The organism is Paenibacillus sp. P3E (assembly GCF_001909045.1).
Classification (GTDB): Bacteria; Bacillota; Bacilli; order Paenibacillales; family Paenibacillaceae; genus Paenibacillus_AQ; species Paenibacillus_AQ helianthi.
Map to the genome: position 1 here is coordinate 30,292 of NZ_LVWH01000048.1, position 24,572 is coordinate 54,863.

24 protein-coding genes are annotated in these 24,572 nt (G+C 52.2%); 13 read left to right on the forward strand and 11 right to left on the reverse strand.

Translation table 11 applies throughout. From position 1 onward, the window contains the following. Window positions 1-88: 88 nt before the first annotated feature. The 6 genes from A3842_RS06445 (at window position 89) to A3842_RS06470 (ending at window position 6,387) form a co-directional block, all read left to right on the forward strand. Window positions 89-1,786 (forward strand): type 2 periplasmic-binding domain-containing protein, encoded by a 1,698-nt coding sequence (locus A3842_RS06445; RefSeq protein WP_074100818.1) that lies wholly within the window; start codon window positions 89-91, stop codon window positions 1,784-1,786. Window positions 1,787-1,886: 100 nt separating this feature from the next. Continuing rightward, a complete protein-coding gene (locus tag A3842_RS06450; protein WP_074100819.1) occupies window positions 1,887-2,855 on the forward strand; it encodes an ABC transporter permease in 969 nt (322 codons plus the stop codon). A gap of 1 nt (window position 2,856) precedes the next feature. Then, entirely contained in the window at window positions 2,857-3,816 is a 960-nt protein-coding gene (locus A3842_RS06455) for a carbohydrate ABC transporter permease (RefSeq protein WP_083606726.1), read from the forward strand. 260 nt (window positions 3,817-4,076) lie between these two features. Next, window positions 4,077-4,838 carry a methionine ABC transporter ATP-binding protein gene (locus tag A3842_RS06460; protein WP_083609498.1) on the forward strand — a complete coding sequence of 254 codons (762 nt, stop codon included), beginning with the start codon at window positions 4,077-4,079 and terminating at the stop codon, window positions 4,836-4,838. Between the two features lie 4 nt (window positions 4,839-4,842). Continuing rightward, window positions 4,843-5,493 carry a methionine ABC transporter permease gene (locus A3842_RS06465; protein ID WP_371915985.1) on the forward strand — a complete coding sequence of 217 codons (651 nt, stop codon included), beginning with the start codon at window positions 4,843-4,845 and terminating at the stop codon, window positions 5,491-5,493. A 63-nt stretch (window positions 5,494-5,556) separates the two neighbouring features. After that, window positions 5,557-6,387 (forward strand): MetQ/NlpA family ABC transporter substrate-binding protein, encoded by an 831-nt coding sequence (locus A3842_RS06470; RefSeq protein ID WP_074100821.1) that lies wholly within the window; start codon window positions 5,557-5,559, stop codon window positions 6,385-6,387. A 188-nt stretch (window positions 6,388-6,575) separates the two neighbouring features. On the opposite strand, the gene A3842_RS06475 is transcribed toward A3842_RS06470, so the two are convergent. From A3842_RS06475 to A3842_RS06500, 6 genes are all read right to left on the reverse strand, one after another. Beyond that, window positions 6,576-7,550 carry a metallophosphoesterase family protein gene (locus tag A3842_RS06475; RefSeq protein WP_074100822.1) on the reverse strand — a complete coding sequence of 325 codons (975 nt, stop codon included), beginning with the start codon at window positions 7,548-7,550 and terminating at the stop codon, window positions 6,576-6,578. Window positions 7,551-7,642: 92 nt separating this feature from the next. Then, complete coding sequence (locus A3842_RS06480; RefSeq protein ID WP_074083740.1) at window positions 7,643-7,984, reverse strand: DMT family transporter; 342 nt, start codon at window positions 7,982-7,984, stop codon at window positions 7,643-7,645. Further along, window positions 7,981-8,835, reverse strand: coding sequence for an HAD family hydrolase (locus A3842_RS06485; RefSeq protein ID WP_074100823.1), 855 nt, complete (start codon window positions 8,833-8,835; stop codon window positions 7,981-7,983). Before A3842_RS06485 ends, A3842_RS06480 begins: the two co-directional genes overlap by 4 nt. A gap of 54 nt (window positions 8,836-8,889) precedes the next feature. Next, window positions 8,890-10,236, reverse strand: coding sequence for an ABC transporter substrate-binding protein (locus tag A3842_RS06490; protein WP_074100824.1), 1,347 nt, complete (start codon window positions 10,234-10,236; stop codon window positions 8,890-8,892). A 34-nt stretch (window positions 10,237-10,270) separates the two neighbouring features. After that, window positions 10,271-11,107 (reverse strand): carbohydrate ABC transporter permease, encoded by an 837-nt coding sequence (locus A3842_RS06495; RefSeq protein WP_074100849.1) that lies wholly within the window; start codon window positions 11,105-11,107, stop codon window positions 10,271-10,273. A gap of 38 nt (window positions 11,108-11,145) precedes the next feature. Next, window positions 11,146-12,027, reverse strand: a complete 882-nt coding sequence (locus A3842_RS06500) for a carbohydrate ABC transporter permease (protein ID WP_074083862.1) — start codon at window positions 12,025-12,027, stop codon at window positions 11,146-11,148. Between the two features lie 221 nt (window positions 12,028-12,248). Here A3842_RS06500 and A3842_RS06505 point away from each other — a divergent pair, with 221 nt between their 5' ends. From A3842_RS06505 to A3842_RS06515, 3 genes are all read left to right on the forward strand, one after another. Continuing rightward, the gene (locus A3842_RS06505; protein ID WP_074100825.1) at window positions 12,249-12,815 is read left to right on the forward strand and encodes a GbsR/MarR family transcriptional regulator; all 567 of its coding nucleotides are present in this window, start codon (window positions 12,249-12,251) and stop codon (window positions 12,813-12,815) included. A gap of 179 nt (window positions 12,816-12,994) precedes the next feature. Then, complete coding sequence (locus tag A3842_RS06510) at window positions 12,995-13,363, forward strand: EamA family transporter (RefSeq protein ID WP_256701547.1); 369 nt, start codon at window positions 12,995-12,997, stop codon at window positions 13,361-13,363. After that, window positions 13,329-14,255 carry a helix-turn-helix domain-containing protein gene (locus A3842_RS06515; RefSeq protein WP_178382304.1) on the forward strand — a complete coding sequence of 309 codons (927 nt, stop codon included), beginning with the start codon at window positions 13,329-13,331 and terminating at the stop codon, window positions 14,253-14,255. The genes A3842_RS06510 and A3842_RS06515 overlap by 35 nt, the downstream gene beginning before the upstream one ends. A 147-nt stretch (window positions 14,256-14,402) precedes the next feature. On the opposite strand, the gene A3842_RS06520 is transcribed toward A3842_RS06515, so the two are convergent. From A3842_RS06520 to A3842_RS06540, 5 genes are all read right to left on the reverse strand, one after another. Further along, entirely contained in the window at window positions 14,403-16,595 is a 2,193-nt protein-coding gene (locus A3842_RS06520; protein ID WP_074100827.1) for an alpha-galactosidase, read from the reverse strand. 281 nt (window positions 16,596-16,876) lie between these two features. Beyond that, window positions 16,877-19,405 (reverse strand): FtsX-like permease family protein, encoded by a 2,529-nt coding sequence (locus tag A3842_RS06525; RefSeq protein WP_074100828.1) that lies wholly within the window; start codon window positions 19,403-19,405, stop codon window positions 16,877-16,879. After that, complete coding sequence (locus tag A3842_RS06530; RefSeq protein ID WP_074100829.1) at window positions 19,402-20,103, reverse strand: ABC transporter ATP-binding protein; 702 nt, start codon at window positions 20,101-20,103, stop codon at window positions 19,402-19,404. The genes A3842_RS06525 and A3842_RS06530 overlap by 4 nt, the downstream gene beginning before the upstream one ends. A gap of 93 nt (window positions 20,104-20,196) precedes the next feature. Beyond that, window positions 20,197-21,231, reverse strand: a complete 1,035-nt coding sequence (locus A3842_RS06535; protein ID WP_074100830.1) for a sensor histidine kinase — start codon at window positions 21,229-21,231, stop codon at window positions 20,197-20,199. Next, window positions 21,228-21,914 carry a response regulator transcription factor gene (locus A3842_RS06540; RefSeq protein WP_074100831.1) on the reverse strand — a complete coding sequence of 229 codons (687 nt, stop codon included), beginning with the start codon at window positions 21,912-21,914 and terminating at the stop codon, window positions 21,228-21,230. The genes A3842_RS06535 and A3842_RS06540 overlap by 4 nt, the downstream gene beginning before the upstream one ends. Window positions 21,915-22,198: 284 nt before the next feature. Here A3842_RS06540 and A3842_RS06545 point away from each other — a divergent pair, with 284 nt between their 5' ends. From A3842_RS06545 to A3842_RS06560, 4 genes are read left to right on the forward strand one after another with little or no spacing between them, the layout of a single operon-like run. Continuing rightward, window positions 22,199-22,501: a hypothetical protein gene (locus A3842_RS06545; protein ID WP_074083750.1), complete on the forward strand. Its 303-nt coding sequence runs from the start codon at window positions 22,199-22,201 to the stop codon at window positions 22,499-22,501. A 45-nt stretch (window positions 22,502-22,546) separates the two neighbouring features. Next, a complete protein-coding gene (locus A3842_RS06550; protein ID WP_074083751.1) occupies window positions 22,547-23,224 on the forward strand; it encodes a PspA/IM30 family protein in 678 nt (225 codons plus the stop codon). Between the two features lie 4 nt (window positions 23,225-23,228). After that, window positions 23,229-23,705, forward strand: coding sequence for a PspC domain-containing protein (locus A3842_RS06555; RefSeq protein ID WP_074083752.1), 477 nt, complete (start codon window positions 23,229-23,231; stop codon window positions 23,703-23,705). A 3-nt stretch (window positions 23,706-23,708) separates the two neighbouring features. After that, window positions 23,709-24,416, forward strand: a complete 708-nt coding sequence (locus A3842_RS06560; RefSeq protein ID WP_074083753.1) for a PspA/IM30 family protein — start codon at window positions 23,709-23,711, stop codon at window positions 24,414-24,416. Window positions 24,417-24,572 lie beyond the last annotated feature (156 nt).

Below are 24,572 nucleotides of genomic sequence, written 5' to 3' on the forward strand. Positions count from 1 at the left end.
GTCGTATTTTCCACCCTGCAACACCTCTATAATTTAGGAATGTAAGTGCTTACAAGGTGGATATACAAAACCAATATGGAGGTGCCTTATGGGGGGCAAGTCGAAAAATATGTTCAAGCTATCCCTGATTGTCCTGTTATCCCTAAGCTTCACACTGGCAGGCTGCGGTGGCAACAACAGCAACAACGGCAAGGATGCGGCGAAGAATGATGGGGCTAATGCTACACAAGCGGCGGCTAATACGGATGGCAAGGTTGGGCCGTTCGACATCAGTGTCTTCATCGGAGAAGCGGGCCAGCCGCCGACACCGGATAACAAAATCTTCAAGAAGATCAAGGACGAAACAGGAGCCAACTTTAATTTCGAATATTTGGCCGGGGATATCAATCAGAAGCTCGGCGTTATGATCGCAGGACAGGATTACCCGGATATGATGACAGGGAATACGAAGCTTACAGCGGCAGGAGCTTATATTCCGCTGGAAGACCTCATCGAGAAATACGCTCCTAATTTGAAAGCGCATTACGCAGATTATTGGAACATGATGAAGGATCCGAATGACGGACATATCTACATTCTGCCTAACTATGGTGTATACAACGGTGAAGTAAAGAGCTCCTGGTATTCAGGACCGGCCTTCTGGATTCAAAAAGCCGTGCTCAAGGAATTCGGTTATCCAAAAGTTAAAACACTGGATGAATATGTGGACCTGATTGCCAAATACAAAGAAAAATATCCGAAGATTGACGGAAGCCCGACTGTTGGCTTCGAAATACTTAACTATGACTGGAAAAACTGGGGTCTGCTCAACGCGCCTCAGCATTTGATCGGCCATCCGAACGATGGCGGTGTTGTTGTAACTGATGGAGTAGCGGAGATTTTTGCTGACAAGGATTATGCCAAGAAATATTATCAGAAGCTGAACGAAATGAATCAGCAGGGGCTGATCGACAAAGAAACCTTCGTTCAGAACTATGACCAGTATATGGCAAAGCTGTCCAGCGGAACGGTTCTCGGAATGTTCGACCAACACTGGAACTTTAGTGCGGCGGAAGATTCCTTAACCACACAAGGGAAGATCGAGCGGACCTATGTTGGGCTTCCTCTGGTTTATGACGCATCCACCAAAGACTACTACCGGGATCTTGCAGTGCTGAACCTGAACAACGGACTCGGAATCAGCATTAATGCCAAGGACCCTGTGAAGATTATCAAGCTGCTCGAAACGCTGATCAGCGAGGATTGGCAGAAGACCTTCTCCTGGGGGATTGAGGGTGAAGATTACATTGTCAAGGACGGCAGATTTATGAAAACCCAGGAACAACGGGACAACGCCGCTGATCCGACGTGGCAAATGGCTAATAAAGCTAAGACTCTCTTCGGCTATCTCCCTAAGCTTGAGGGCAGCTACAGTGATGGCAACTCCACGGATGCGTCAGCACAGCCTGAAGAATATGCAGCCAGTGTGAAGCCTTACGATAAGGAAGTGCTTGCTGCATACGGATTTAACAGTTACGTGGATTTCTTCAGTAAACCGCCAGCGAACCCAGTCTATTACCCGGCCTGGTCCATTGACCTCGTGGAAGGCTCGGATGCGAAAATTGCCAACACTAAGCTGAATGAATTGTCCACCAAATACCTGCCGAAAGCCATTTTAGCTGATCCGGGTAAATTCGATTCCATCTGGAGCGATTATGTAGGGGACATCAAGAAGGCCAATGTGAAGGCTTATGAAGACAAGATCAATGAGCAGATCAAATGGAGAATTGATACCTGGAGTAAATAAGCTGCGGCGTTAAGAGGTTGGAATCACCAGGAGGTGCAGGGCCATCAAGAAGGCTCTTGCACCTCCTGAAATAAATGATTGTGTGGGGAGATAAACCTATATGGATGAGACCTTAGGGAAAGATAGCGTCGCCTTGCATCCAAAGAAAAGAAAGAAGCAGCCCATTACGTGGTCGCTGATCAAAAATCAGAATCAGCTGATTTGGATGTCTGTTCCCTTATTGCTGTATATTGTGCTTTTTGCGTATGTCCCTGTGTGGGGCTGGACCATGGCTTTCCAGAATTACCGGCCGGGCCGTTCCTTCAGTGAGCAGGAATGGGTGGGCTTCAAGCAATTTAAATTTCTGTTTACAGACGATAATTTCCTCCGTGTGCTGCGCAATACACTGGCGATGGGAATGATCAATCTGGTTCTCGGGTTTGTCACTGCCATTGTCCTGGCCCTGCTGCTGAATGAAATCCGCAAGGTGTTCTGGAAAAGAATAGTGCAAACCATCTCCTACCTGCCCCATTTCCTGTCCTGGATTATCGTAACAGGTATTGTGGCTACGTCGCTCTCCATCAATGACGGGATTGTCAACATTGTTCTGATGAAGCTGCATATCATCAAGGACCCGATTCTGTGGCTCAGTGAGGGGAAATACTTCTGGGGCATCGTCGGAGCTTCGCATGTGTGGAAAGAGGTTGGCTGGAATACCATCATTTATTTGGCCGCTATTGCCTCCATTGACCCTGCATTGTATGAAGCCGCTGAAATCGACGGCGCCAGCCGATACAAAAAAATGAGATTTGTAACTCTCCCGGGGATTAAAGCGACAATTGTTATTCTGCTGATCATGTCTGTAGGACATGTACTCGAAGCGGGCTTTGAAGTACAGTATTTGCTCGGCAACGGGCTTGTAATGGATTGGTCGGAAACGATCGATATTTTTGTACTCAAATATGGGCTTGCCCAGGGCAACTATTCACTGGCCACTGCTGGCGGGATCTTCAAGACGGTCGTTAGCGTCACTTTGCTGCTGATGGCAAACTGGACAGCGAAACGGCTCGGGGAAGAGAGGTTATTATAGCATGGCGAACCAGCAAATTAGCCGAGGCACTACGCCAGGCCTATCCGTGAAAAAAAGCTTGAGACCCAGCGGACTGGAACCGGTTCTCTTCCATAGTTTTAATACGGTGTTCATGATCTGTCTGGTGCTCGTTACTTTATATCCATTCATAAATACGATTGCCGTTTCGTTCAATGCGGGGAATGATACTATCCGCGGCGGTATCTATCTGTGGCCGAGAGTGTGGACCACGCAGAATTACAAGGCCATCTTTGCTTCCGGTACCATCTATGATGCATTCTGGATCTCGGTGGCGCGGACCGTCATTTCGACAATCTTAAATATTTTTCTGACCACCATGCTTGCGTATACGCTCAGCCGAAAAGATTATGTTTTCCGCAAGCCGATCACCATTATCTTTGTGCTTACGATGTATTTCAGCGCCGGTCTGATTCCCAATTATTTTTTGATTAAGGATCTGAACCTGCTGGGCAGCTTCTGGGTCTACATTTTCCCTACGATGATCAGCGCATTCAACATGATCGTCATCCGCACCTATATTGGTACGATCCCGGAAAGCCTGCTGGAATCGGCCCGGATCGACGGTGCAGGCGACTTCAAAATTTTCATGCGTGTGGTACTCCCCCTGTGCAAGCCGGTGCTGGCGACCATCGCGCTATTTGTGGCGGTTGGGGCATGGAACTCATGGTTCGACGCTTTTATCTACACCTCGTCCAAGCAGAGTCTTAGCACACTGCAGTATGAGCTGATGAAGCTGCTGTCTTCCACGATGAACTCCAACAGCAACCCGAACGTTGCCGCAGGTGTGGGGATGGACCGGGATTCCGCCAAAGCAATGGTAACCCCGCTATCCATCCGGGCAGCCATAACCATAGTGGCCTCCGTACCGATCCTGGTCGTATATCCGTTCATGCAGAAGTATTTTGTAGTAGGCCTGAACGTCGGCAGTGTAAAAGAATAAATTCGCCGCAAGTACAGCCGCCGAAAGACTTACGGAGCCTGCATTACAATCCTTATGCGTACACTACAGACATCGCTGATTTCAATCAGCGGTGTTTTTGTCATGGGTAGCTGGTATATCATTTTCAGATAAATGATGACACAGCGAAGAAAATACCTTATTATTTAAAGAGATTTTTAATAAAACAGTTTTTAAATAATGGTAATACACTTATTGGGAACAAGGGCTTTAGTCCAGGCGGCCTGGAAGGAGGGCTTCATATTCTATCACTGAATGGAGTAAGCAAAGGCTTTGATCTGAAGGAAGGACGGTACCTTGCGGTGGATAAAGTCTCGCTCGAAGTTCGGGCTGGGGCCATCCATGGCGTCATCGGAGCCAGCGGGGCAGGGAAATCAACGCTGCTGCGGCTTATTAATCTGCTGGAGCGCCCGGATGAAGGTACCGTGTCCATAGACGGCAGGCTGCTGACAGAACTGCCGGAGAAGCTGCTGCGTCAGGAGCGGCAGAAGATCGGTATGATCTTCCAGCAATTTAATCTGGTGGGCAATGCCTCCGTCAGCCGGAATGTCGCCATTCCGCTGGAGCTGGCCGGAGTGCCGCGGAGCGGACGGATGGAGCGGGTGCGGGAATGCCTGAAGTTCGTGGGGCTTATGGACAAAGCAGAGCAGTACCCTGCCCAGCTTAGCGGAGGGCAGCGGCAGCGGGTGGCCATCGCCCGTGCGCTTGCGAACAGCCCGAAGCTGCTGCTGTGCGATGAGCCAACCTCCGCGCTGGACCCCGGGACCACAGCAGATATTCTGGGCGTGCTCCAGCATATTAATGACGTGCTGGGGGTAACTGTAATCATCGTTACGCATGAGCTGGATGTCGTCCGGAGGATCTGCACTGATGTTTCCGTGATGGAAGGCGGACGCATCGTCGATTCCTTTTCCCGGGAAGACGCCGGGTTCCTTGCACCGGAAGATCACATGGGCAGCTACCGTGAACGGATTACGGGCAAAGCGGGGAAAGCACATGTTTGAGGATATGCTGAAATACCAGGATCAGATGTGGTTGTCCATCGGGGAAACGTTTGTGATGGTGGGGATTTCGGTAGGCGCGGCAGTGCTGCTGGGGCTTCCGCTTGGGACTGTTTTATACTTTTGCCGCAAGGGCCAGCTCTATGAGAACAAGACGTTGTCGCTAGTCCTGAACAGCATCGTCAACGTGGTCCGTTCCTTTCCGTTCCTGCTGCTGGTGGTTGCGCTAATTCCCTTCACCCGCTTCCTGGTGGGTACAGCCATCGGTACCATGGCAGCAACCGTGCCATTGTCCATTGTCGCTATCGCCTATTATTCTCGGCTGGTCGAGCAGTCTTTGCTGGAGGTTCCCAAGGGGACAATTGATGCTGCGTTGTCCATGGGAGCATCGAAGCCGGGCCTGATCTTCAAGTTCCTGTATGTGGAAGCCCGTTCGGGTCTGGTGCTGGGACTGACGGCTTCGACGATCAGCTTCATTTCATTCTCAACCGTGATGGGGGTGGTCGGCGGGGGAGGGGTTGGCGATTTCGCCATCCGCTACGGGTATCAGCGTTTTGAGACGGAGGTTATGGTCTATGCGATTCTCGTGATGATCCTCCTGGTACAAATCATCCAGTTTGCAGGGAGTACGCTGGCAAGGCTGCTGGATAAACGCTGAGAGACCGTGGAGTTTCAGGAGAAAGATGATATCAAACTATAAAAATGGGGGTTCACTGCACCAATGAAAAAAACGTTGAAATATACACTTATGCTGCTCGTACTGGTCATGATTGCCGCAGGCTGCGGAAACAACAAGGAGGCCGAAGATACTCCGGCAGCAACCAGTTCCGAGCCTGTCAAAATTAAAGTAGCCTCGCTCATCCCGCCGATGACCGATATTCTTGACATCGTGAAACCGCTGCTCAAGGAAGACGGTGTGGATATGGAGATCGTCATCCTGTCTGACAATGTCCAGCCGAATGAGGCATTGGCGAATAAGGAAGTGGACGCGAACTTCTTCCAGCATGTGCCTTATATGGAGCAGTTCAATGCGAGCAAAGGCTCCAAGCTGGTAGCGGTTCAACCGGTATATGATGCGATCTACGGCGGTTACTCCAAGCGTTACAAGGCAATTGCTGATCTGCCGGAAGGTGCAACACTGGTTATGGCGAATGATCCATCCAATATCGGGCGTTCGCTGCAAATGTTCGCCAAAGCCGGAATGATTAAGCTGAAGGAAGGCGTGGGCATTCAAGCGACCCAGGCTGATATCACAGAGAACGCCAAAAACTTCAAGTTCAAGGAAGTTGACCTGCTGATGCTGGCCCGCACGCTGGATGATGCCGATCTGGTGGCTATGACTCCTGCTTATGCAAGTCCGCTTGGACTGACACCGAAGAAGGATGCGCTGATCACCGAAGGTAAGGATTCCGAATTCACCATTACACTGGTGGCACGTGAGGACAACAAGAACTCCGACGCTATTCAAAAGCTGGCGAAACGCATCAGCGGCCCGGAAGTGAAAAAGTTCCTTGAGGACAAATACGCAGATATTTCTCTGCCTGCGTTTTAAAGCAGTTAGCTGCGGCTTGCTCGTCGTATCTGTCTGCTTGTGATAATTGCATAGTATCCAATAAGCAAAGCAGCGCTCTCCATGGATGGGAGAACGCTGCTTTTGTTATAGCGGTTTGACAGTGCAACAGGCTGTTCTAGGACATGAAAGTCCATGTCTGGATAAGTAAGCCTAGATCAATAAAGATGTCAGCCCAATACTTTACCGGACATAGCAACCTCATACTGCGCCGATTCGATCCAGCTGCCCGTGGTGAAATCCCGTCCCTTTACAAGTACTTTGTCGGGGTAGACTTCCACATAGAAACCTTGACTGCCGTTCTTGTGCTCATCTGCATTTGTCCAGAGGTAGGCCACAGAAGCGCTATTGAACATGGTAGCCGTCTCCCCGTTGCCGGGATACATTGTATTGTCTACTTCCAGTTCCCAGTGGGTATGTCCTGTAAAGAGCAGGGTCTGCGGATATTTGGACAGGATGGAGCGCAGCTCCTTGTCCTGTGTGACGCCATACCATTCCTGAGACTCCAATGATCCGGCTACAGTATCCTTGAGCGGCTGATGCAGGAAAAGAAAAACAGGCTGATCCAGCTTCGGGCGCCCGCTCACCGGCTGTTCCTTCAACAACTCTCCAGCTGGCGGCTGCCCGCTTGATGGTTGTCCAACCATTTGCCGGTTGTCCTTTGACGATCCCCCCGTCAGTTTTTCCCCGAGCTTCTGGTCCAGCCAGCGGAGCTGCTCGTCCGACAGATTGCAGAACGTTGGGAGGCCTTCCTCTGTTCCCATGAAAATAAAATGATAACCGCCGATCCAGTGGTCGTGGTAGGGGCCGGGCATTCCCATACGGGAGGTATACATCGCCAGGCGCGATTCCCAGTGCCCGAGGCCGACGTCATGGTTCCCTAATGTGTAGCGGATCTCCGGGAGTGCTGCCTGGTGCAGCTTCAGGATACGGTGCACTTCATCGTACTCTTCCCCGAAGCCGTGATCTGTAATGTCCCCGATATGCATGATCCCGCTGCTGCCCTGAGCATGGTCCGCCAGATCTTGCAGTGCCCGCTCGAAATTCTGATTGTACTCATGGGAGGGATCGGCAGTAACATGGGTATCCGTGATGATCTGAAAAGTAAGCAGTGGCTGTTGTCCGCCCGGCAGGTTTGTACTCATTTACAAGAGCGCCTCCTTGGATGTTGTATGGCTGCAAGCTGATTCTGATGCTTAAGAATGGCATACCTTCAATTCTATCGCGGCCGGCCTCCTTAGTGCCCTTTAGTGCTTATGTTCAAGCCCACAATTCCGGCTACAATAACGGTCACCCACAAGAGGGAGGACAGGGTCAGCCGCTCTTCAAAATACACCGCCCCCACCACGGAAATCAGGATAATTCCTGCACCCGACCACACCGCATAAGCTACCCCGACCTTAATGGAGGTGAGCGCCACATTGAGTGAGGTGAAGCTGATCCCGTAGAACAGGAACATTAGCACAGAGGGCCAGGGCCGGGTGAAGCCTTGGGATATCTTCATGGAGATGGTTCCGGAGAGCTCGAACAGAATCGCCATCGTGAGAAAAAACCAAGCCCACACCCCTTCGGCCCTCACCTTGCGTTCCTTCTAATACTGAGTTCTGCATAGGACTGCACAAGGATATCGGCATCCGGCAAAATAACGCCCACGTCTGCATCGCCATCCACGCCTGCATCGCCATCCACGCCTGCTGCGTCCGCCTCGCCGGTAATCCCGATGGCTACGGCCGCCTCGCCGGTAATCCCGATGGCTACGGCCGCGCCTGCTGCCTTGGCCATTCTCATATCCCCGTTCGTATCGCCGATGACCGCGGCCGCGGCAGGTTGAACCCCAAGCCGTGTGCAGGCGAGCAGCACCATATCAGGGAACGGCTTGCCCCGTTCTGCCTGATCGGTGCCGATCACAACGGAAAAATAATTGCGGATACCGAGCCAGCGGAGGTGGTTCTCCGCCGCTGCTGTTTCATCGGCGGTCACTACGGCCAGGAGAATGCCGCTGGCTGCGCAGTCATCAAGGAAGCGCAGCAGGCCGGGGAGAGGGAGCACCGGGCGGCTGCGCTCCAGCATGGCATCTGCTTCCCTGCGGCAGTGATCCACAAGTTCCATGGATTCAGCCCAGGACAAGCCAAGCAGATAGCCCTGCCAGCACAGAATGGCATACAGGTCGCTCATCGTTCCCATAGCCAGGGGGCCATTGCGGTCATAATCAGTAATTCTGCCTTCTGCATCGTGAATCGTCCCCAGCAGGGACGGCCGGTGCTGTGCCGGGAATTCAAGACCACGTTGTTGCAACTGACGGGTGAACTGTCCCAGGAAACATTCGCTCCAGCTTCCCCAGAGGGAGACAAACTGCAGAAGGGTGCCATCCTTGTCGAACAGGATCGCCGATATGGATTGATTCCCTTGCGGAGTAATGAGCTCAGGCATGCTGCCGCCCCCTTAGAGTAAATAATTCATGTTTTTGAATACGATAGTTGCCGCTTATTTTACTTTATCCAGTGCCGCCTGGGCGGTTTGCTGTGCCTCTTTCAGAGCCTCTGCCGCCGGAATATTCTCAATCTGCACCTTGTCCGCAGCGATGGTCAGCGCATCGTTGATTTTGCCGCCGGTAGGGTCCTGGAAGGGAGCGGAGGCGTGCGAGGCCTGCATCAATGGAATTTTGATCTGCGGATGGGTCTTGCTGAACGAGATGAATGCCGGATCTTTGAGCGCAGACTGGCGGACGGAAATATATCCGGTGTTAATCGACCAGAAGGCAGTATTCTCGGAGTTCGTGAAGTAGCTCAGCCATTTCATCGCTGCTTGTCTCTCGGCATCTCCGGCCTTGGCGGGAATACCGGCCATAATCGCCTGAGCCACCGGCTTGCCTTCTCCAGCCCCGGCCCAGCCCGGCTGCTCCATGGCTGAGACGATGCTGAAATCGAGATCGCCCTGGTCGCCGCTGGAGCCGATGTATCCGGCTGCTTGGCCCTTCATTACATCGTCAATGGTCTTGTACCAGTACTCCCAGCCTTGGCCGCCAGAGTGAATGCGCATGGTCTTGTCCTCATGAATCCATTTGCGGAACAGGTCCCAGGTTTCGATCCACTCAGGCGAGTCGATGGTTACCTTTGTGCCGTCTTCACTAAGAATGCTGCCGCCTTTGCTGAGTACGGCATCGATCATATTGCCCGAGCCCCACATGGGCTCCCAGCCGAAGAAGGTGGTTTTGCCGCCTTCTTTGACAGCCATTTTCTCAGCGGCTGCGGCCAGATCCTCCCAGGTTTTCAGCTGGCTGGCGTCGATACCGCTTTTCTCGAAGGCATCCTTGCGGTAGTACATAACCTGGGTCGTTCCATACATGGGGAGGAAGTATTGCTTACCGTCAACCTGGCCCTGGTTCAGGAAGGTCTGGACAAAATCCTCTTTATGAAAATCCGGCTGCCGGGCGATCAGCTCATCCATCGGTGCGAAATAACCTTTGCGGGCCCAATCTATATTGGAGGAGAGCACAGCCGCAGGGACCTGACCGGTGGCAATAGCCGCCTGGAGCTTCCGCTCGGTTTCAGTGTAGTCTGCCTGCACAATACCTTTGACAATGACCTCCTGCTGCGAGGCGTTGAATTTCTGAATGAGCGATTCCATATTTTCACCGAGCTTGCCGCCCAGTCCATACCAGAATTCAATGGTTACCGGTTTGCTTTGGGCTGGAGGGGCTTCTACGGCAGGGGCTGCGGATGCTCCGCTTGCCTCCGTAACCTTATCTGAAGCAGTATTTCCGCTGCAAGCCGTGAGTAATGAGAAACCGGCAATCATGGATACCCAAGGCAACCTTTTTAATACGTTCATCATCATTCTCCTCTTTGTTTGGAAATGTAAGATTTCAGCCTTTACTTGCGCCTGCGGTCATATTGACACTTTGCATAATCGTTTTTTGCGCCAGCAGGAAGACAAGCAGCAGCGGGGCGATGGTGAAGGCGCTGGCGGCCATGATTAGCGGCCATTGTAATCCGTATGCACCCCCTTCCACGAAAAAGCTGCGCAGGCCGGCCGAGACCAACTGGAGGTCAGGGTCTTTGGTAATCAGCATCGGCCAGAAATAATTGTTGTATTGTTCAATGAAGGTAATCAGTGCCAGCACGGCAAAGGAAGATCTCGTAACCGGTACAAGCACCGTCCACAGAATCCGCATATGCGAGGCGCCATCCACTTCACCAGCCTCCACCAGCTCATGGGATACTTGAAGGAAAGACTGTCTAATCAGAAAGATCGAGAAGATACTTACACAATTGGAAAGAATCAGACCGGCATACGAATTCAGCAGATGCAGCTCGGACAGCACAAGGTAGCCGGGCAGGTACACTGCTGTAGCCGGCACCATATATCCAAACAGAATTATGCCGGCAAAAAGCCCCTTTAGGCGGAATTTCATATGCGTCAGCGCATAAGCCATCATACCGGAATTGATGATCTGCAGAATGACGATGGAAGTGGCGACAACAATGCTGTTGCCCATGTACCTTGCGAACGGCGCTTCATTCCATGCTGCGGCAAAATTGCCCCAGAGCGGCACTTCGGGCCAGAGCGTAGGCGGAGTGCGCCAGATTTCATCATTTGTTTTCAGCGCGCTGGTAGCCATCCAGTAGAACGGGAAAGCCATCAGCAAGGCAAGCGCGGCAAAAAAAAGATGGCGGGCCGGTCCGCCCAGCCGTGTGAGCATACGCAAGCGTTGTGACCTCCTTTTCGGGTACATTTGGATTATTGATAGTGCGTAGTCCGCTTACTGACGCCAAAAGAAAATACGGATAGCAGCATGCAGATGACGATAAGAACGACAGCTACAGAGGAAGCCTCACCGATTTGGAAGGATTCGAAGGCGGACTGATAATACAGATACAGCAGCGTACGGGTGGAGCCGGAAGGGCCGCCCTGGGTCAGGACGTTGATCTGATCGTAGGCCTGAAGCGCCTGGATCAGCTGCACCACGAACAGAAACAGGGTAGTTGGGGAGATCAGCGGCAGCGTGATGCGAAAGAACTTTTGCGCCGCGCTTGCGCCATCAAGCTCCCCGGCTTCAAGCAGGTCTGAAGGCACATTTCTTAGCGCCACCAGATAGAAAATCATCGCCCAGCCTACCGATTTCCAGATGGTTACAAGCAGCACACCAATTAGCGCCCATTTGGGGTCCTGCAGCCAGCCTATTTGTTCTAGTCCAAGGAAATCCAGCACCGTATTGGCAAGTCCGACCTCAGGCTCATAGATCCACGACCACACAATAGATACGGCAACGGTCGGCGTGACCCATGGGGAGAACAGCAGTACCTGATAGAGCGAGGAGCCCTTCAGCTTGCGGTTCATCAGCAGCGCAAGACCAAGCCCCAGCAGGATGATCGGCAACACACTGCCAGCACAGAACAGCACGGTAACTCTCAGCGCTTTGTAAAAGGCCGGGTTGCTAAAGAGATCGAGGTAATTTTGCAGTCCGACAAAGGTTTTCTCCGGGCTCATAAAGTCCCATTCCGTGAAGCTGAGATACAGCACATACAGCAGCGGCGCCAGCCAGAATAGAACGAAGGGTACCATCGCCGGCAGCGTGAACAGTACGGGCTTCAAACCATTAACAACCTTTGAGCGTGTCATTGTTGTTCCAATACCCCATTCCATCACTTATGTTTTGCGGTATAATGCAGAGGAAAGCTCCTCTGTTCAAAAAAAATTGTACACTCAGAAGCGAAGCTTGTGGTCAAGCGGAAGTAAAGTTCGTTCGGAAATTGTGTAAAATTTGCAGAAAGGCTGCCGTGAAGCTTCAGTTTTGTGTAATGTAGAGAGAACAATTCTAATAAGAGTGAAGGTGCAGCGAGATGAAACAGGCCGCATTTGGCGAGGATAACCCGCATTTATCCCCACGGGAGCAATTGTTGCGCGGGGTGATTGATGCGATAGCACAAACGATGGATTTGTATGGAGCGAATTATTCTTTCGGGCAGCTCTACGGGATTATGTTCTTTGAGGACAAGCCGATGACGCTGGAGGAAATGAAGCAGGTCATGAATATGAGCAAAAGCAATATGAGCTACGGCGTCCGCTCCCTGATCGCTTCACGGATGGTGACTAAGCTGGACGAGAAACGCGAGCGGAAGGATCTTTACGCCGCTGAGACAGATTTCTTTCAGGCGTTCAAAAACTTTTTCACCCTGAAGCTTCAGCGGGAGATCGATGTGATGCAGCAGGCGATGGGTTCAGCGATGCCTGAGCTCCAGGCGCTGATTGACGCAGCAGACACTCCCGAAGAAGAGCGGGAGGCTTGCCTGCGGGATCTGGACAAGCTACGGCATGCAGTAGAGTATTATGCCTGGCTGCAGCGGTTTGTGTCCGTGCTGGAGGAAGGTGAACTCTTTGGCGGGGCCGGACTGCCCGGCAGGGAGTAGGGGCTGAGGCGATTCCTTTGGATGGACTGGATATCTAAATTCTGAAGCTGCTGGAAGAGAACGGAAGACTGCCCCACGAGAGGTTGGCAAGCTGCTGCATATCCCGCGGCCCTCGGTGCATCAACGAGCCGGCAAGCTGGATCGAAAATCTACTATATATGAAGAGAGGATGGTGGAGCGTGCAGCAGAAACCTGGTGTGAATTCGGGGTATATGATCGGCGTTGCGTTGTGGTCTGTGTGGAAAGTCGGTGACACATTCATGATTCAAATATCTGTGACCATGTCAGCAATCGGCTACACGGCCTATATCTGGCTGCTAAAAAATGCCGACGCGTCCCTGGCTTCGACCTACGCCTTTGTCAACCCGGTAGTCGCTGTCATCTTGGGCTGGGCTATGGGGCGTGAACAACTTACCGTGAACACGTTGGCTGCTGCCGTTATCATTATCGCTGCCGTAGTTTTGGTGACCCTATTCCGCGGCAGGCCGCAAAAGACAGGAACTCAAGCAGCGCTTGATATACAAAATCAGCAGCAGTCGATACACTGAGGACATCACAGCCGAAGGGGTGGTAGCATTGTTCGATATGCTAAAGACAGGCAGGAATATCGTTAGATTAAGAGGGGCCGCAGGACTTACGCAAATGGGGCTCGCGGATAAGCTGGGGATTAGCTATCAGGCGGTCAGCAATTGGGAGAGAGGCGCAAGCATGCCTGATATCTCCAAGCTCCCGGAGCTGGCGGAAATCTTCAATGTTGGCATCGACGAGATTCTGGGTGAAGGGAAGGGAACCCGATTCATCGGGAGTGTGCTGGACAACACAACGGAGGATTATTTCCAGCAGAATGCCGTATCCGCCGTAGAGCTTTCGGAGATTGCGCCGTTACTTCAATCAGAGCAGATTGGTGAGGCTTTTAAGCATGTAAAAGAGAGTGCGGCTGTCAGCGATCTCCTCGCACTCGCTCCTTTTCTCAGTGAGGAATTACTAGATGAATGTGCGAAGCAGGCTTTTGAAAAAGAAGGCGCAGGAGCGCTGCCGCCGCTCGCTCCGTTTATCAGCGAGGAGACGCTGGATGAACTCGCCAAGGAGATTCTAGCTAAAGAGGGATCAAAAGCGCTGCCGCCGCTCGCTCCGTTTATCAGCGAAGGGACGCTGGATGAACTCGCCAAGGAGATTCTGGCTAAAGAGGGATCAAAAGCGCTTCTGCCGCTCGCTCCGTTTATCAGCGAGGAGATGCTGGATGAACTCGCGAAGGAGATTCTGGCTAAAGAGGGATCAAAAGCGCTTCTGCCGCTCGCTCCGTTTATCAGCGAGGAGACGCTGGATGAACTCGCCAAGGAGGTCCTCGCCAAAGAAGGCGCAAAAGCGCTGCTGCCCTTGGCTCCATTTATCAGCGAGGGGATACTCAGCGAATGGGGTGCCCGAGCGTTCGCCAAATGACCGATGTCCGCTGCAGTGCAGGGGGTGCCCGATATCGCCTCCGCATCGTCTAACAGCCCCAACCCAAAACCGGCTATGCTGTCCCGATAAGGACGGCATAGCCGGTTAAACTTGGGTTTCACCCCATAATATACTTTTCTGTACCTGCTATTCTTCCACAGCCACAAAGTGGAACAGCTTGCTCTGGAAGTCGCCGTGCAGCTCCGGCAGGAGCAATCCGGCATACATCAGCCGGTCGCCGCCATATACGTCGCCGGTCTCCTTCAACATATAGTCCTTCTCCGGGTCCAGCCCCTGAAGGCGTAGGCGCGGGCGGTTCGTATTCGGACTGGCCAGTACGCGGAAGTAGCCTGCCAGTGCTTCGGTCCGGCCTTCATTTACGAACATCCAGGCCGTTTCATTACCTTCAAAAGGCGATAGGAGCCGGTACATGTCGCCCTGCTGGACAAGGGAACGGATTTCCTTGTAAAAGGCGACCTGGGCCGCCGCTTCCGCCTGTTCCTCTGGCGTGAATTGGGTCAGATCCAGCTCATAACCGAAGTTACCGGACATCGCCACGTCGCCGCGCATCGCAAGCGAGGTGTTGCGGTGCACCTGATGGTTCGGAACTGCCGAGATATGGGAGCCCATGCTGCTGGCCGGGTAGACGATGCTGGTACCGTACTGGATTTTGAGGCGTTCCACGGCATCGGTGTCATCGCTGGTCCAGGTCTGCGGCATGTAGTGAAGAATGCCGGGATCAAATCTGCCGCCGCCGCCGGAGCAGCTCTCGAACAATACATGCGGGAATTTGGAGGTGATTTCCTCCATTACCCGGTACAGCCCCAGCATATAGCGGTGAGCCGTTTCTCCCTGGCGCTCAGGCGGCAGGGCAGCGGAGCCGATCTCAGTCATATGCCGGTTCATATCCCATTTGACATAGGTGATCGGGGCTGATGCCAGCACAGTGCTGACCGATTCGATGATATAATCGCATACCTCCTGGCGCGACAGATCCAGAATCAGCTGATTTCGGGCCTGACTGCGTCTGCGGTCTTGTACATGCAGGCACCAGTCCGGGTGAGCACGGTACAGATCGCTGTCCGGCGATACCATCTCCGGCTCGAACCAGAGGCCGAACTGCATCCCGAGCCGCCGGACCCGTTCCACCAGATCGGGCAGACCCTGGGGCAGCTTGCGGGTATCCACGAACCAGTCGCCCAGTGATGTAGTGTCGTCGTCGCGGCGGCCGAACCAGCCGTCGTCCAGCACGAACAGCTCGATGCCCAGCGCTTTGCCGGCACGGGCGATATCTTCGATTTTGTCGGCATCGAAGTCAAAATAAGTAGCTTCCCAGTTGTTAATCAGCACTGGACGGGGCTCGTCGCGGTACAGTCCCCGCGCCAGGCGGGTCCGGTACAGCCGATGGTAGGTCCGGGACATGCCGCCGATGCCCTGGCCCGAATAGACGAGCACCGCTTCGGGCGTCTGGAAGCTCTCGCCGGGCGCAAGCAGCCAGTTGAAACCGAACGGGTTGATGCCCAGCGTTACGCGTGTAGTTCCGTATTGATCCACATCGGCATTCGCGCTGAAGCTGCCGCTGTAGACCAGGCTGAAGCCGTAAGCCTCTCCGCTGTCCTCCACAGTCTGCGGGGACAGCAGGGCCAGGAACGGATTCTGCTGATGGCTGCTGGCGCCGCGTTTGCTGTCAATGCCTTGCCGTCCATTGTGCAGAGGAGCGCGAACGAGATGGCGTTCGCGGGCCCAGGACCCGGACAGCTGGATCAGCTCATAATTGTCATGCGGGAAATCGAGCGCTACCGATAAGGCGCGGTTCAGCTTCAGCGGTCCGCTGCCGGTATTTGTGAGCTGTGCAGAGCGGATGATGGAATCGAAGCCCTTCAGTATGCTATAGGACAGCACGGCACGCACGCCTGCTGCGGTATCCTCCAGTACAAGCTGCAGCGTTTCCGCTTCATCGCCGCTTTCCGCATATACGGTTGGCAACCCCTCCAGTGCAGGTTTACCCTTGAGAATGCTATGGGATACATAGGTGAGTTCCGTTACAGTCGAGCCGTTCAGCAGCTCAGTCTCATAGGCAGGCTCCCGGAAGTCCCCTGAGCCATACCCGGGATATTCCTGGGGGAGCGTGTCCAGGGAGAAAGCTGGCTCCTTGGGATCAACCGTACTGCTGAAGCCCATGGCTCCGGGACCGTACAAATCGGATAGGGCAGCGCCACGGATTTTTCGGCCCCAGTGCAGATGCACGGGATAGGCGCCGCGGACAAGGCCGAATACATAGCTGGTATTTGCAGTTTGCAGATGAAAGACTTGATGCTCGGCATCGTAAATGATGGACAAGGTAACAACCTCCTGGGATGTCTGCAGATTTAGAGTGGCGGATGCAGGGACGCATGATATACGCATCAGAATATAGATCATAATGTAAGCATGCCCACTGTCCGTCATAAGCCGCCATTACTGCACGCGGACAGTGGAGAGTCAGCCTCAGTATAAGTCGGTTCTGCACCTAAATCTATGGAGAAAAGCAGAGTCCATATGGACGAATGTCGTTTGTTTATAAAAGAACACTACCTCTTCTTGAGAACACTGAAGCCGTTTCTGCTCAAAAAAGCTACCTGCTAGGCCGTTTGCCGCAGTCGTTCCACAACCGTGGCCTTGCTAAGCATTCTATAGGAGAATAAGGTAACGGTATACGCAATCGCAGCCAGGACCGGAACGACCAGAATAAAGGGCAGCCAGCCCATATGGAAGACAGTAAAGGCCATGTTGTCCGCAATGCTTTTGGAAATCCGGTAAGTCAGAAATACGCCTAAGGTCGAGGTGACCGACACGGTTAATAGCACATTGAACAGCCCTTCGTACACCAGAACTTTTTTCAGTTGCCGCTTGGTCATGCCGATGCTCTCCAGCAGAGCGAATTCATTCTTTCGCGCAATGACTCCGGTAATCACTGTGTTGATATAATTAAGGACGCCAATCAGAGCAATGACGAAGCTGAGGCCGTAACCGACCGTCTGGAAAATACGGATAAACCCGCCAAGCTCTTGCCTGTAATCCTCTCTTGATTTGTAGGCCAGTTCATCGCTTGATGCTGCAAGAGATTTGGCGGTCTGCATAGCACTGTCGAGCTTGGCCGGGTCGACGTGGAGCGTTGCCGACAGAGCCTTAGGCGGATCGCTTCCCGCAGGCAGCTCCCTGGTCAATTCTGAGGAGGGGAAGAAAGCATTATAACCATAAGAGGAGAACGATTGGGTAGTTGCGGCATAAAGAGCATTGTAATTTAAAATGGCCATGACCTCATAGCTTTTGCCCAGACCCTCATACTTCACTAAGTCACCGGGATGGTAATAAGACTTATAAGTATCCTCACCCATGATGGCTTCGGTCACCAGCACATAGTTTCCGGAGGCGAATTTCTGCGGATCGAAGCTGCCTTCAAGGACATCCTTCTGCACAAGGTCATACCAGCCGTTATCTATGCCGTAGAGATCAAGTTGAATGAGGTTATTCTCAAGAACCCATGCAAGTGCCGGGTCAGATGAATCAGTCTCTACCTGAGGCTTCAGTGCTGCGCGTATTGTTTTATCCATAATGTAGTTTTCAAATTTAAAATAGACACTGTCCACACGTTCAACACCGTCAATCTTCTCTAACGCGTCTATAAATGGCCCCGAAATCTTATAAGGATCACCTGACGGCCCCCCCAAAGCATGCATTACAGCTCTGTTGCGGATCACAACGTCCCCGTTTATAAATGTGCTGAGGTACTTATTGACATCCAGCGAAGAGATGACGGTAAAAATAATGCTGAACAAGATCATGCTTAAGGAGAGCGAAGTTAGCATGAGGAACAGCTTCTTTTTGTTGCGGAACAGGTTGGTGAAAGCCATGGCGTACAGCTGTGCCCCGCGTTTCGAACGTTTGTGAATCTTGCGCTTAGCGCTTACGCCTGCGAATCGTACAGCTTCTACAGGGGCAATCCGTGCAGCCATCCGACCCGGCTTGCTAGCCGCGATCCATACCGTCAGGTAGGTGAACACGGCGGCCCCGACAAAGATCCACGGACTGGACGAATAAGTATTTTCGACAGGTTCGCTTGAAAAAGTGCCCAGCAGCGGAGACAACAACCGGCCAATCCCGTAACCGGAAGCGAGCCCGAAGGGCAGGCCGATCAGATACAGCACTTGGGACTGGATCGTAATGATTCTCTTGAGCTGTCGCGGCGTAGTTCCGATCGCCTTCAGCAGGCCGTAAAACTTGACATCCCGTACAACCGATATGTAAAAGATATTATAAATCAGTAAATATCCGCTTAGCATGATGATCAGAATGACCGCCAGATAAGGGACCAGATTGATGATATTTTCCGAGAGAGTTGAAGCGGTGTAGGCCCAGTTAATCCCGATTGGCACATCCAGACCGGTATCCGCGAGCACTTTGTTCAGTTTTTTTTCGATATCCACGGCATTACTGAACATGACGCTCAGTTCTTCGGTGTTCACATAGGTGTTGTTGGCCTTGTACTTTACCGGATCAATAGAGGACAGATTTTTCTGCACCCAAGCATCGGAAACGAATGCCAGTCCTGCCATCGACAAATTTTTGTCCGCCTCATAATATCCCGATACGATAAAATCCTGATGAATCACGCGCTCCCCGATATTAATATCCAGAGTCACCTGCTGGTCCAGCGCATGCTTGATGCCGAGCTTGTCCATCACCCAGGTATTCAGTACAACTTCATTCTCAGCGGCAGGCAGACCGCCTTCGATAAAGTCAATAAATCCGTGCCTGGCGTAAGCCTCGTCGATCCGCTTAACCTCAACCGGGCTATCCTTGAAAACCCCATCCTCCAGGTCCCCTGCATTCAGGGAAACACCGTATTCCCGTATAGAGGGATGCTTCTTCAGGATCTCCACCTGGGCTGGGGTAAGATATTTGAAGCCTCCGTGAAAATCAGAGCCAACGGTCTTCATCTGGGTGAATTCCATGGATTTGTTAATGCTCAGGACCATGGTGAAAATGGAGGTGATGAGCAATGTCGTCAGGAGGACAGCGAGGATCACAGCCAGATTGCGCATCGGACTGGCTTTGAGGCTCTTCAGGGAGAGGCGGATTACAATTTTACGGTTGTTTGTGCTGATCATAGCGGACTTGCTCCGCTGGAGGAAGCATGCCCTGAAACAATACGTCCGTCTTCAATGCGGATAATGCGGTCTGCGGTCTGGGCGATAGACTCGTTATGGGTAATCATGACAATGGTCTGATTGAATTTTTCACTCATCTGCTTCAGCAGAATCAGCACCTCCTGACTGGTTTTGCTGTCAAGATTGCCCGTAGGCTCGTCCGCCAGAATGATCGAAGGTTTGGTGGCTAGGGCTCTGGCAATAGCTACCCGCTGCTGCTGGCCGCCGGAAAGATTGGAGGGCAGATTGTGGATTTTCTCCTGCAGGCCCAAAGCCCGGATCACTTCGTCCAGATAAATCTGATCGATGCTGCCGCCGTCGAGTTCTATAGGAAGCAAAATATTTTCGAGTACATTCAGGATCGGTACCAGGTTGTAGCTCTGAAAGACGAATCCGACCGACCGGCGTCTAAAAATCGTCAATTTCTCATCGCTCATCGCGAAAATATCGTTGCCATCCACAAATACCTTGCCTGCCGTAGCCCGGTCGAGGCCGCCCAGCATATGCAGCAGCGTGCTTTTTCCGCTCCCGCTGGTGCCGACAATGGCCACAAACTCCCCTTTCTCCACGGACAGCGACACATCATCCAGCGCTTTTACAGTGGTCTGCGGATCTTTTCCATAATATTTCTTCAGATGTTCGATTCTCAAAATAGGCATGAGTAGGTCATTCCTCCATCATCTTGGGTTATTCCTTAAGATATCAGACCAATCTAACCGGGCAGTGTCTGAAATCTGTCAGGATTGACACCATTAGACCTGGGGGAGGAAGATCGAGAGCTTCGTACCTGTGCCGACCCCGGAGGCCGCTGTAATAAAACCTCCCTGGAGGCTGATAATTTTCTGCGTTAAATAGAGCCCGATTCCGATGCCTTCGTATTCCCTGGCGCTGTGTCCCCGGTAGAACCGTTTGAAGATATGTTCAAGCTCATTCCCCGGAATCCCCATGCCTGTATCAGAGATATCAATACGAGTGAACATTTCATTGCCTTCGGCCGCAATCCGGATACTGCCGCCTGCTTCCGAATACTTCACCGCATTCTCCAGCAGGTTGAACAGTGCTTCGCTGGTCCACTTATGATCGTGGCGTGCTTTTGTCAGCGGATCACATGCAATTTGGACACTGATCCCCTTATTTTCCGCACGGGTATAGATGTGGGATACAGCGCTGGTAATCGTCGCAATAACAGGGGTGACCTCGCTCTGCAGGGTAATCATCCCCGTTTCCAGTCTGGATAATTTGACCAGTGAGGTGATCAGCCATTCGAGCTTTTCCGATTGCGACTCGATCTGGTTCAGCAGAAGCCGCGTATCTCCACCTAGATCAGGCGTTTCCGCAAGCAGCTGGCTGTAGAGCAGGATATTGGAGAGAGGGGTCTTGGTCTGATGGGAGATATCCGAGATGAGCTCCTTGATGGTGTTTTTTTCGGTTTCCAGATTCTGCTCATTCGCTTGGTTAATCTCAATGTAGCGTAACAATTTATGCTCCAGGGAAGAGAGGCTGGTCTCGTCAAAATGGGTCAGCTTCTCCCGTCCATGAATCGCCCGGTCCACCATTTCATCTACTGAATTCATAAAGGCTGTAACCTGCCGCCGCAGCATCCAGTTCCATAAGGCTCCCAGGATCAGCATACAGGATACGAAGAGGACCGTCAGTTCCGTGAGTGCCGGCTGCTTCCCTTCCAGAAACATGACCCTTCCAGCGTAACCCGATACCAGAAGCACTAAGATTGCCGAAAAAATAAAGTTCGCCCGTTTGGAGCTCCGTACATCATTACGGCTGGTCATAGATTCGGTCTTTCCGCCCACATATACCCCAGGCCGTAGACGGTTTTGATGTGTTTCGGAGCCGAAGGCTCGTCCTCGATCTTGGCGCGCAGCCGTTTGATAGCTACCGTAAGTGCGTTCTCATCCACAAACTCAGCCTCCTGCGACCAGATCTTGTCGATTAACTGTTCTCTGCCCAGAATCATGCCGGGGTTCGTGACCAGTATTTTCAGCAGCTTCAGTTCGGTTTTGCTAAGGATTAAGGGTCCTGAATTCTTATAAAATTCCAGCCGTCCAAAATCAAAGCTCAAGGGGCCGAGTGTGAATTTATCCCCGCCGCGGGAGGAAGCCCGTTTGAGAACGGCCATGACTCTGGCCCGCAGGATCATCAGGCTGAAAGGCTTGGTAATATAGTCATCGCCTCCAAGCTCAAATCCAGTAACGATATCCGGCTCCAGGTCATTTGCGGTCAAAAAGATAATCGGCACCTGAGAGGTTCTACGGATTTTCTCACAGTAGTCTAATCCGCTTCCGTCAGGGAGATTGATGTCCAGAATGATCAGATCTATCTTAATAGAAGAAACGATTTGCTCCGCTGAGGCAATATCGTAGGCTTGCTGTATCGCAAAATCATTCTGGGCAAGGGTTAAGGCGATCCCTTTGTTCAGGCTTCGGTCATCTTCAACGATGAGTAGTGTCTTCATGGGTTATGCTCCTTTGCTGTGCCGCTTGCAAACAATAGCCAGATAAGGATGATTTCATGCTCCAGGCTGTTTACTTCCATATTATGTACAACGCTGCAGGATTACGCAATCCGAAGTTGGGGGTGCCGGAGAGTACGCTGTCCCCGTCCAGGCATCCTGCAGTCGCATAGCCTCCCCGACTAAGGTCCAGTACACAAAACCGTCCACGGTCTGTTTTGAAAGTCTGCGGTTTGCCCTAGAATAAGGCTATAAGGTTCAAGGTTAACGAAAGGCGGTGAGAAAAAATGCAAAGAAGACAAGGTAATGGACTTGCGGTTGTTCTGATCGTACTTGGAGCGATTATGCTGATGGGAATTGCCCTTCCGCTGATCCATGGAATGTTCAGACTCCTGTTCCCGGTATTGCTGGTTGTTCTCGGGTACTATGGAATTAAAAGCGGACGCAAGATTATCGGCTGGGTGGTGCTGTTCATCGGTGTCATGTCCCTGATCGCGAAGCTTTCCTGGATCATCGGACCGCTGCTCGGTATCGCGCTGGTGGTTTGGGGCATCTCGGTGCTGAAGGGTAGAAAAAACGGAACATATTAAGCATTCAAGGTTACTTAATAAGAAGCAGGGAGGGAGCCGAAAATCATGAGTGTTTTTCGCCGCATGAGGGATATTACCGTAGCTAACTTAAATGAACGACTGGAACAGAGCCAGGATCCGGTGAAGCTGATCGATCAATTTCTACATTCAACCCGTGAGGAAATCGCCGAAGCCGAGAGGCTGTACCAGCAATATGCAGCCCATACGAAGCAGCTGCAGCAGCAAGTAAATCAGGCGACGGCCATGAGGAACAAACGTGAAGAGCAGGCGCTGCTGGCGCTCAAGGCTGGCGAGGATAACCTGGCTAAGCTGGCGCTTCAGGAAAAGATTATCCACGAGGAAAAGCTGGAGCAGTACAGCGGTCTGCTGGAGCAGAGCCAGCAATCACTTTTTGAGCTTGAAGGCCAGCTGAACGAGCTGAAAATGGAGTATCAGACGGTATACAGCAAACGCCAGTATTATGCAGCACGGATGGAGTCGCTGCGGTTGCAGCAGCGCATGAACCAAAGAGCCACGGCCTATGGCAATGGCGGTGACGTTCCCAAAATGTTCGGCCGGCTGGAAGACCGGATGAGCGATTGGGAGCTGGAAGCGAAGAGTCTGCGCGATCTGCGCCGCATGGGCCAGGAATACGCCATTCAGGCAGGAGAAACCGTGGCGACTGTACTCGAAAGAGAGATGGCCCGCCTGAAGGAGAAGCTGAACAACGATGGAAAGGAGTAGTTCTATGACCCGATTGTATCGTTCAACCCAAGATAAGGTGATGACAGGGCTGGCAGGTGGATTGTCCGAAACGCTCGGCATCGACTCCACCCTGTTCCGGATTCTGCTGGTGGTTAGTATTCCTTTTACCGGCGGAGCTACCATTCTTGCTTATTTTGTCGCAGCGCTTATTATACCCAAAGAGCCGACCCAGTATAATCCTTTCGGACCTGGACCCGGCGCGCCGGGTGGCCCTTATGGCGGCCCTTACTCAGGAAGACCTGAGCATGGACGCGGACCGCAGGGCCCTCACGGACAGGGCGGATTCGGCCCTTACGGCAGCCAGCCGGGCTATAACCCCGGTTATGATAAAGCGGGTGCCTATTCGGCACAAGACTCCGGTATTGATGCCATGATGAAGGATATTGAGAAGAAAGCCCTGCAAAAAGAAGTCGAAGAACTCAAACAAAAACTTGCCAAATACGAGAAGGGAGAAGTGTAAATTATGGGAGTATTTCAACGGATTAAGGATATGACAAAGGCGTCGGTAAATGACTTGCTGGATAAGGTAGAGGACCCAATTGTAATGCTGAATCAATATCTGCGCGATATGGAGGCTGAAATTCACGAAGCTGAGGTAACTGTAGCGAAGCAGATGGCCAATGAACGCCGCATGAAGCAGCGTGTAGAGGAAGCTGCGAAGGTATCCGGACAACGTGCAGCCCAGGCTGAACTGGCACTGAAGAATGGCCAGGAGGAAGTTACACGCAAGCTGCTGGAAGAAAAAATCTACTTCGACCAGAAGCAAGCCGAATACAGCGAGCTTCACGCTCAGGCGGAAGTGCAGGCCAAGGAATTGGTACAGCAGCTTCATGATATGAAGGACGAATTCTACAAGCTCCGCAACAAACGCAATGAGCTGGTATCCCGTGCACAAATGGCCAAGGCCAAGAAGCAAATGTCGCAAATCAGCAGTGTTCACGCCATCGAGAGCGGCAGCGCATCTCTGGGCTTCCACCGGATGGAAGAAAAAATCATGCAGCTTGAAGCGGAAGCTGATGTCATGCGTGCCCCTTACAACCCTTCGGCAACAGCATATAGCAAACCGGTTGATGCTGAAAAGCAACTGAAAGTGGAAGAGCAGCTCGCTGCATTGAAGAGCAAGCTGAACACCTCACCATCATCCCCTTCTTTGGATAAAAAAGAAGAATAAAGCCTGTTCCTAAATCATAGGCGGATATGATATGCTGATCAAGGTAAAGCCATACGGTATGGATCTTCCATACCGGTATGGCTTTTGTAGCGGGATGCGGGAAACTTAAGGATACTGCTTACAAGAGAGTTGCTCCGCAAAACTTAAGGCTTATGC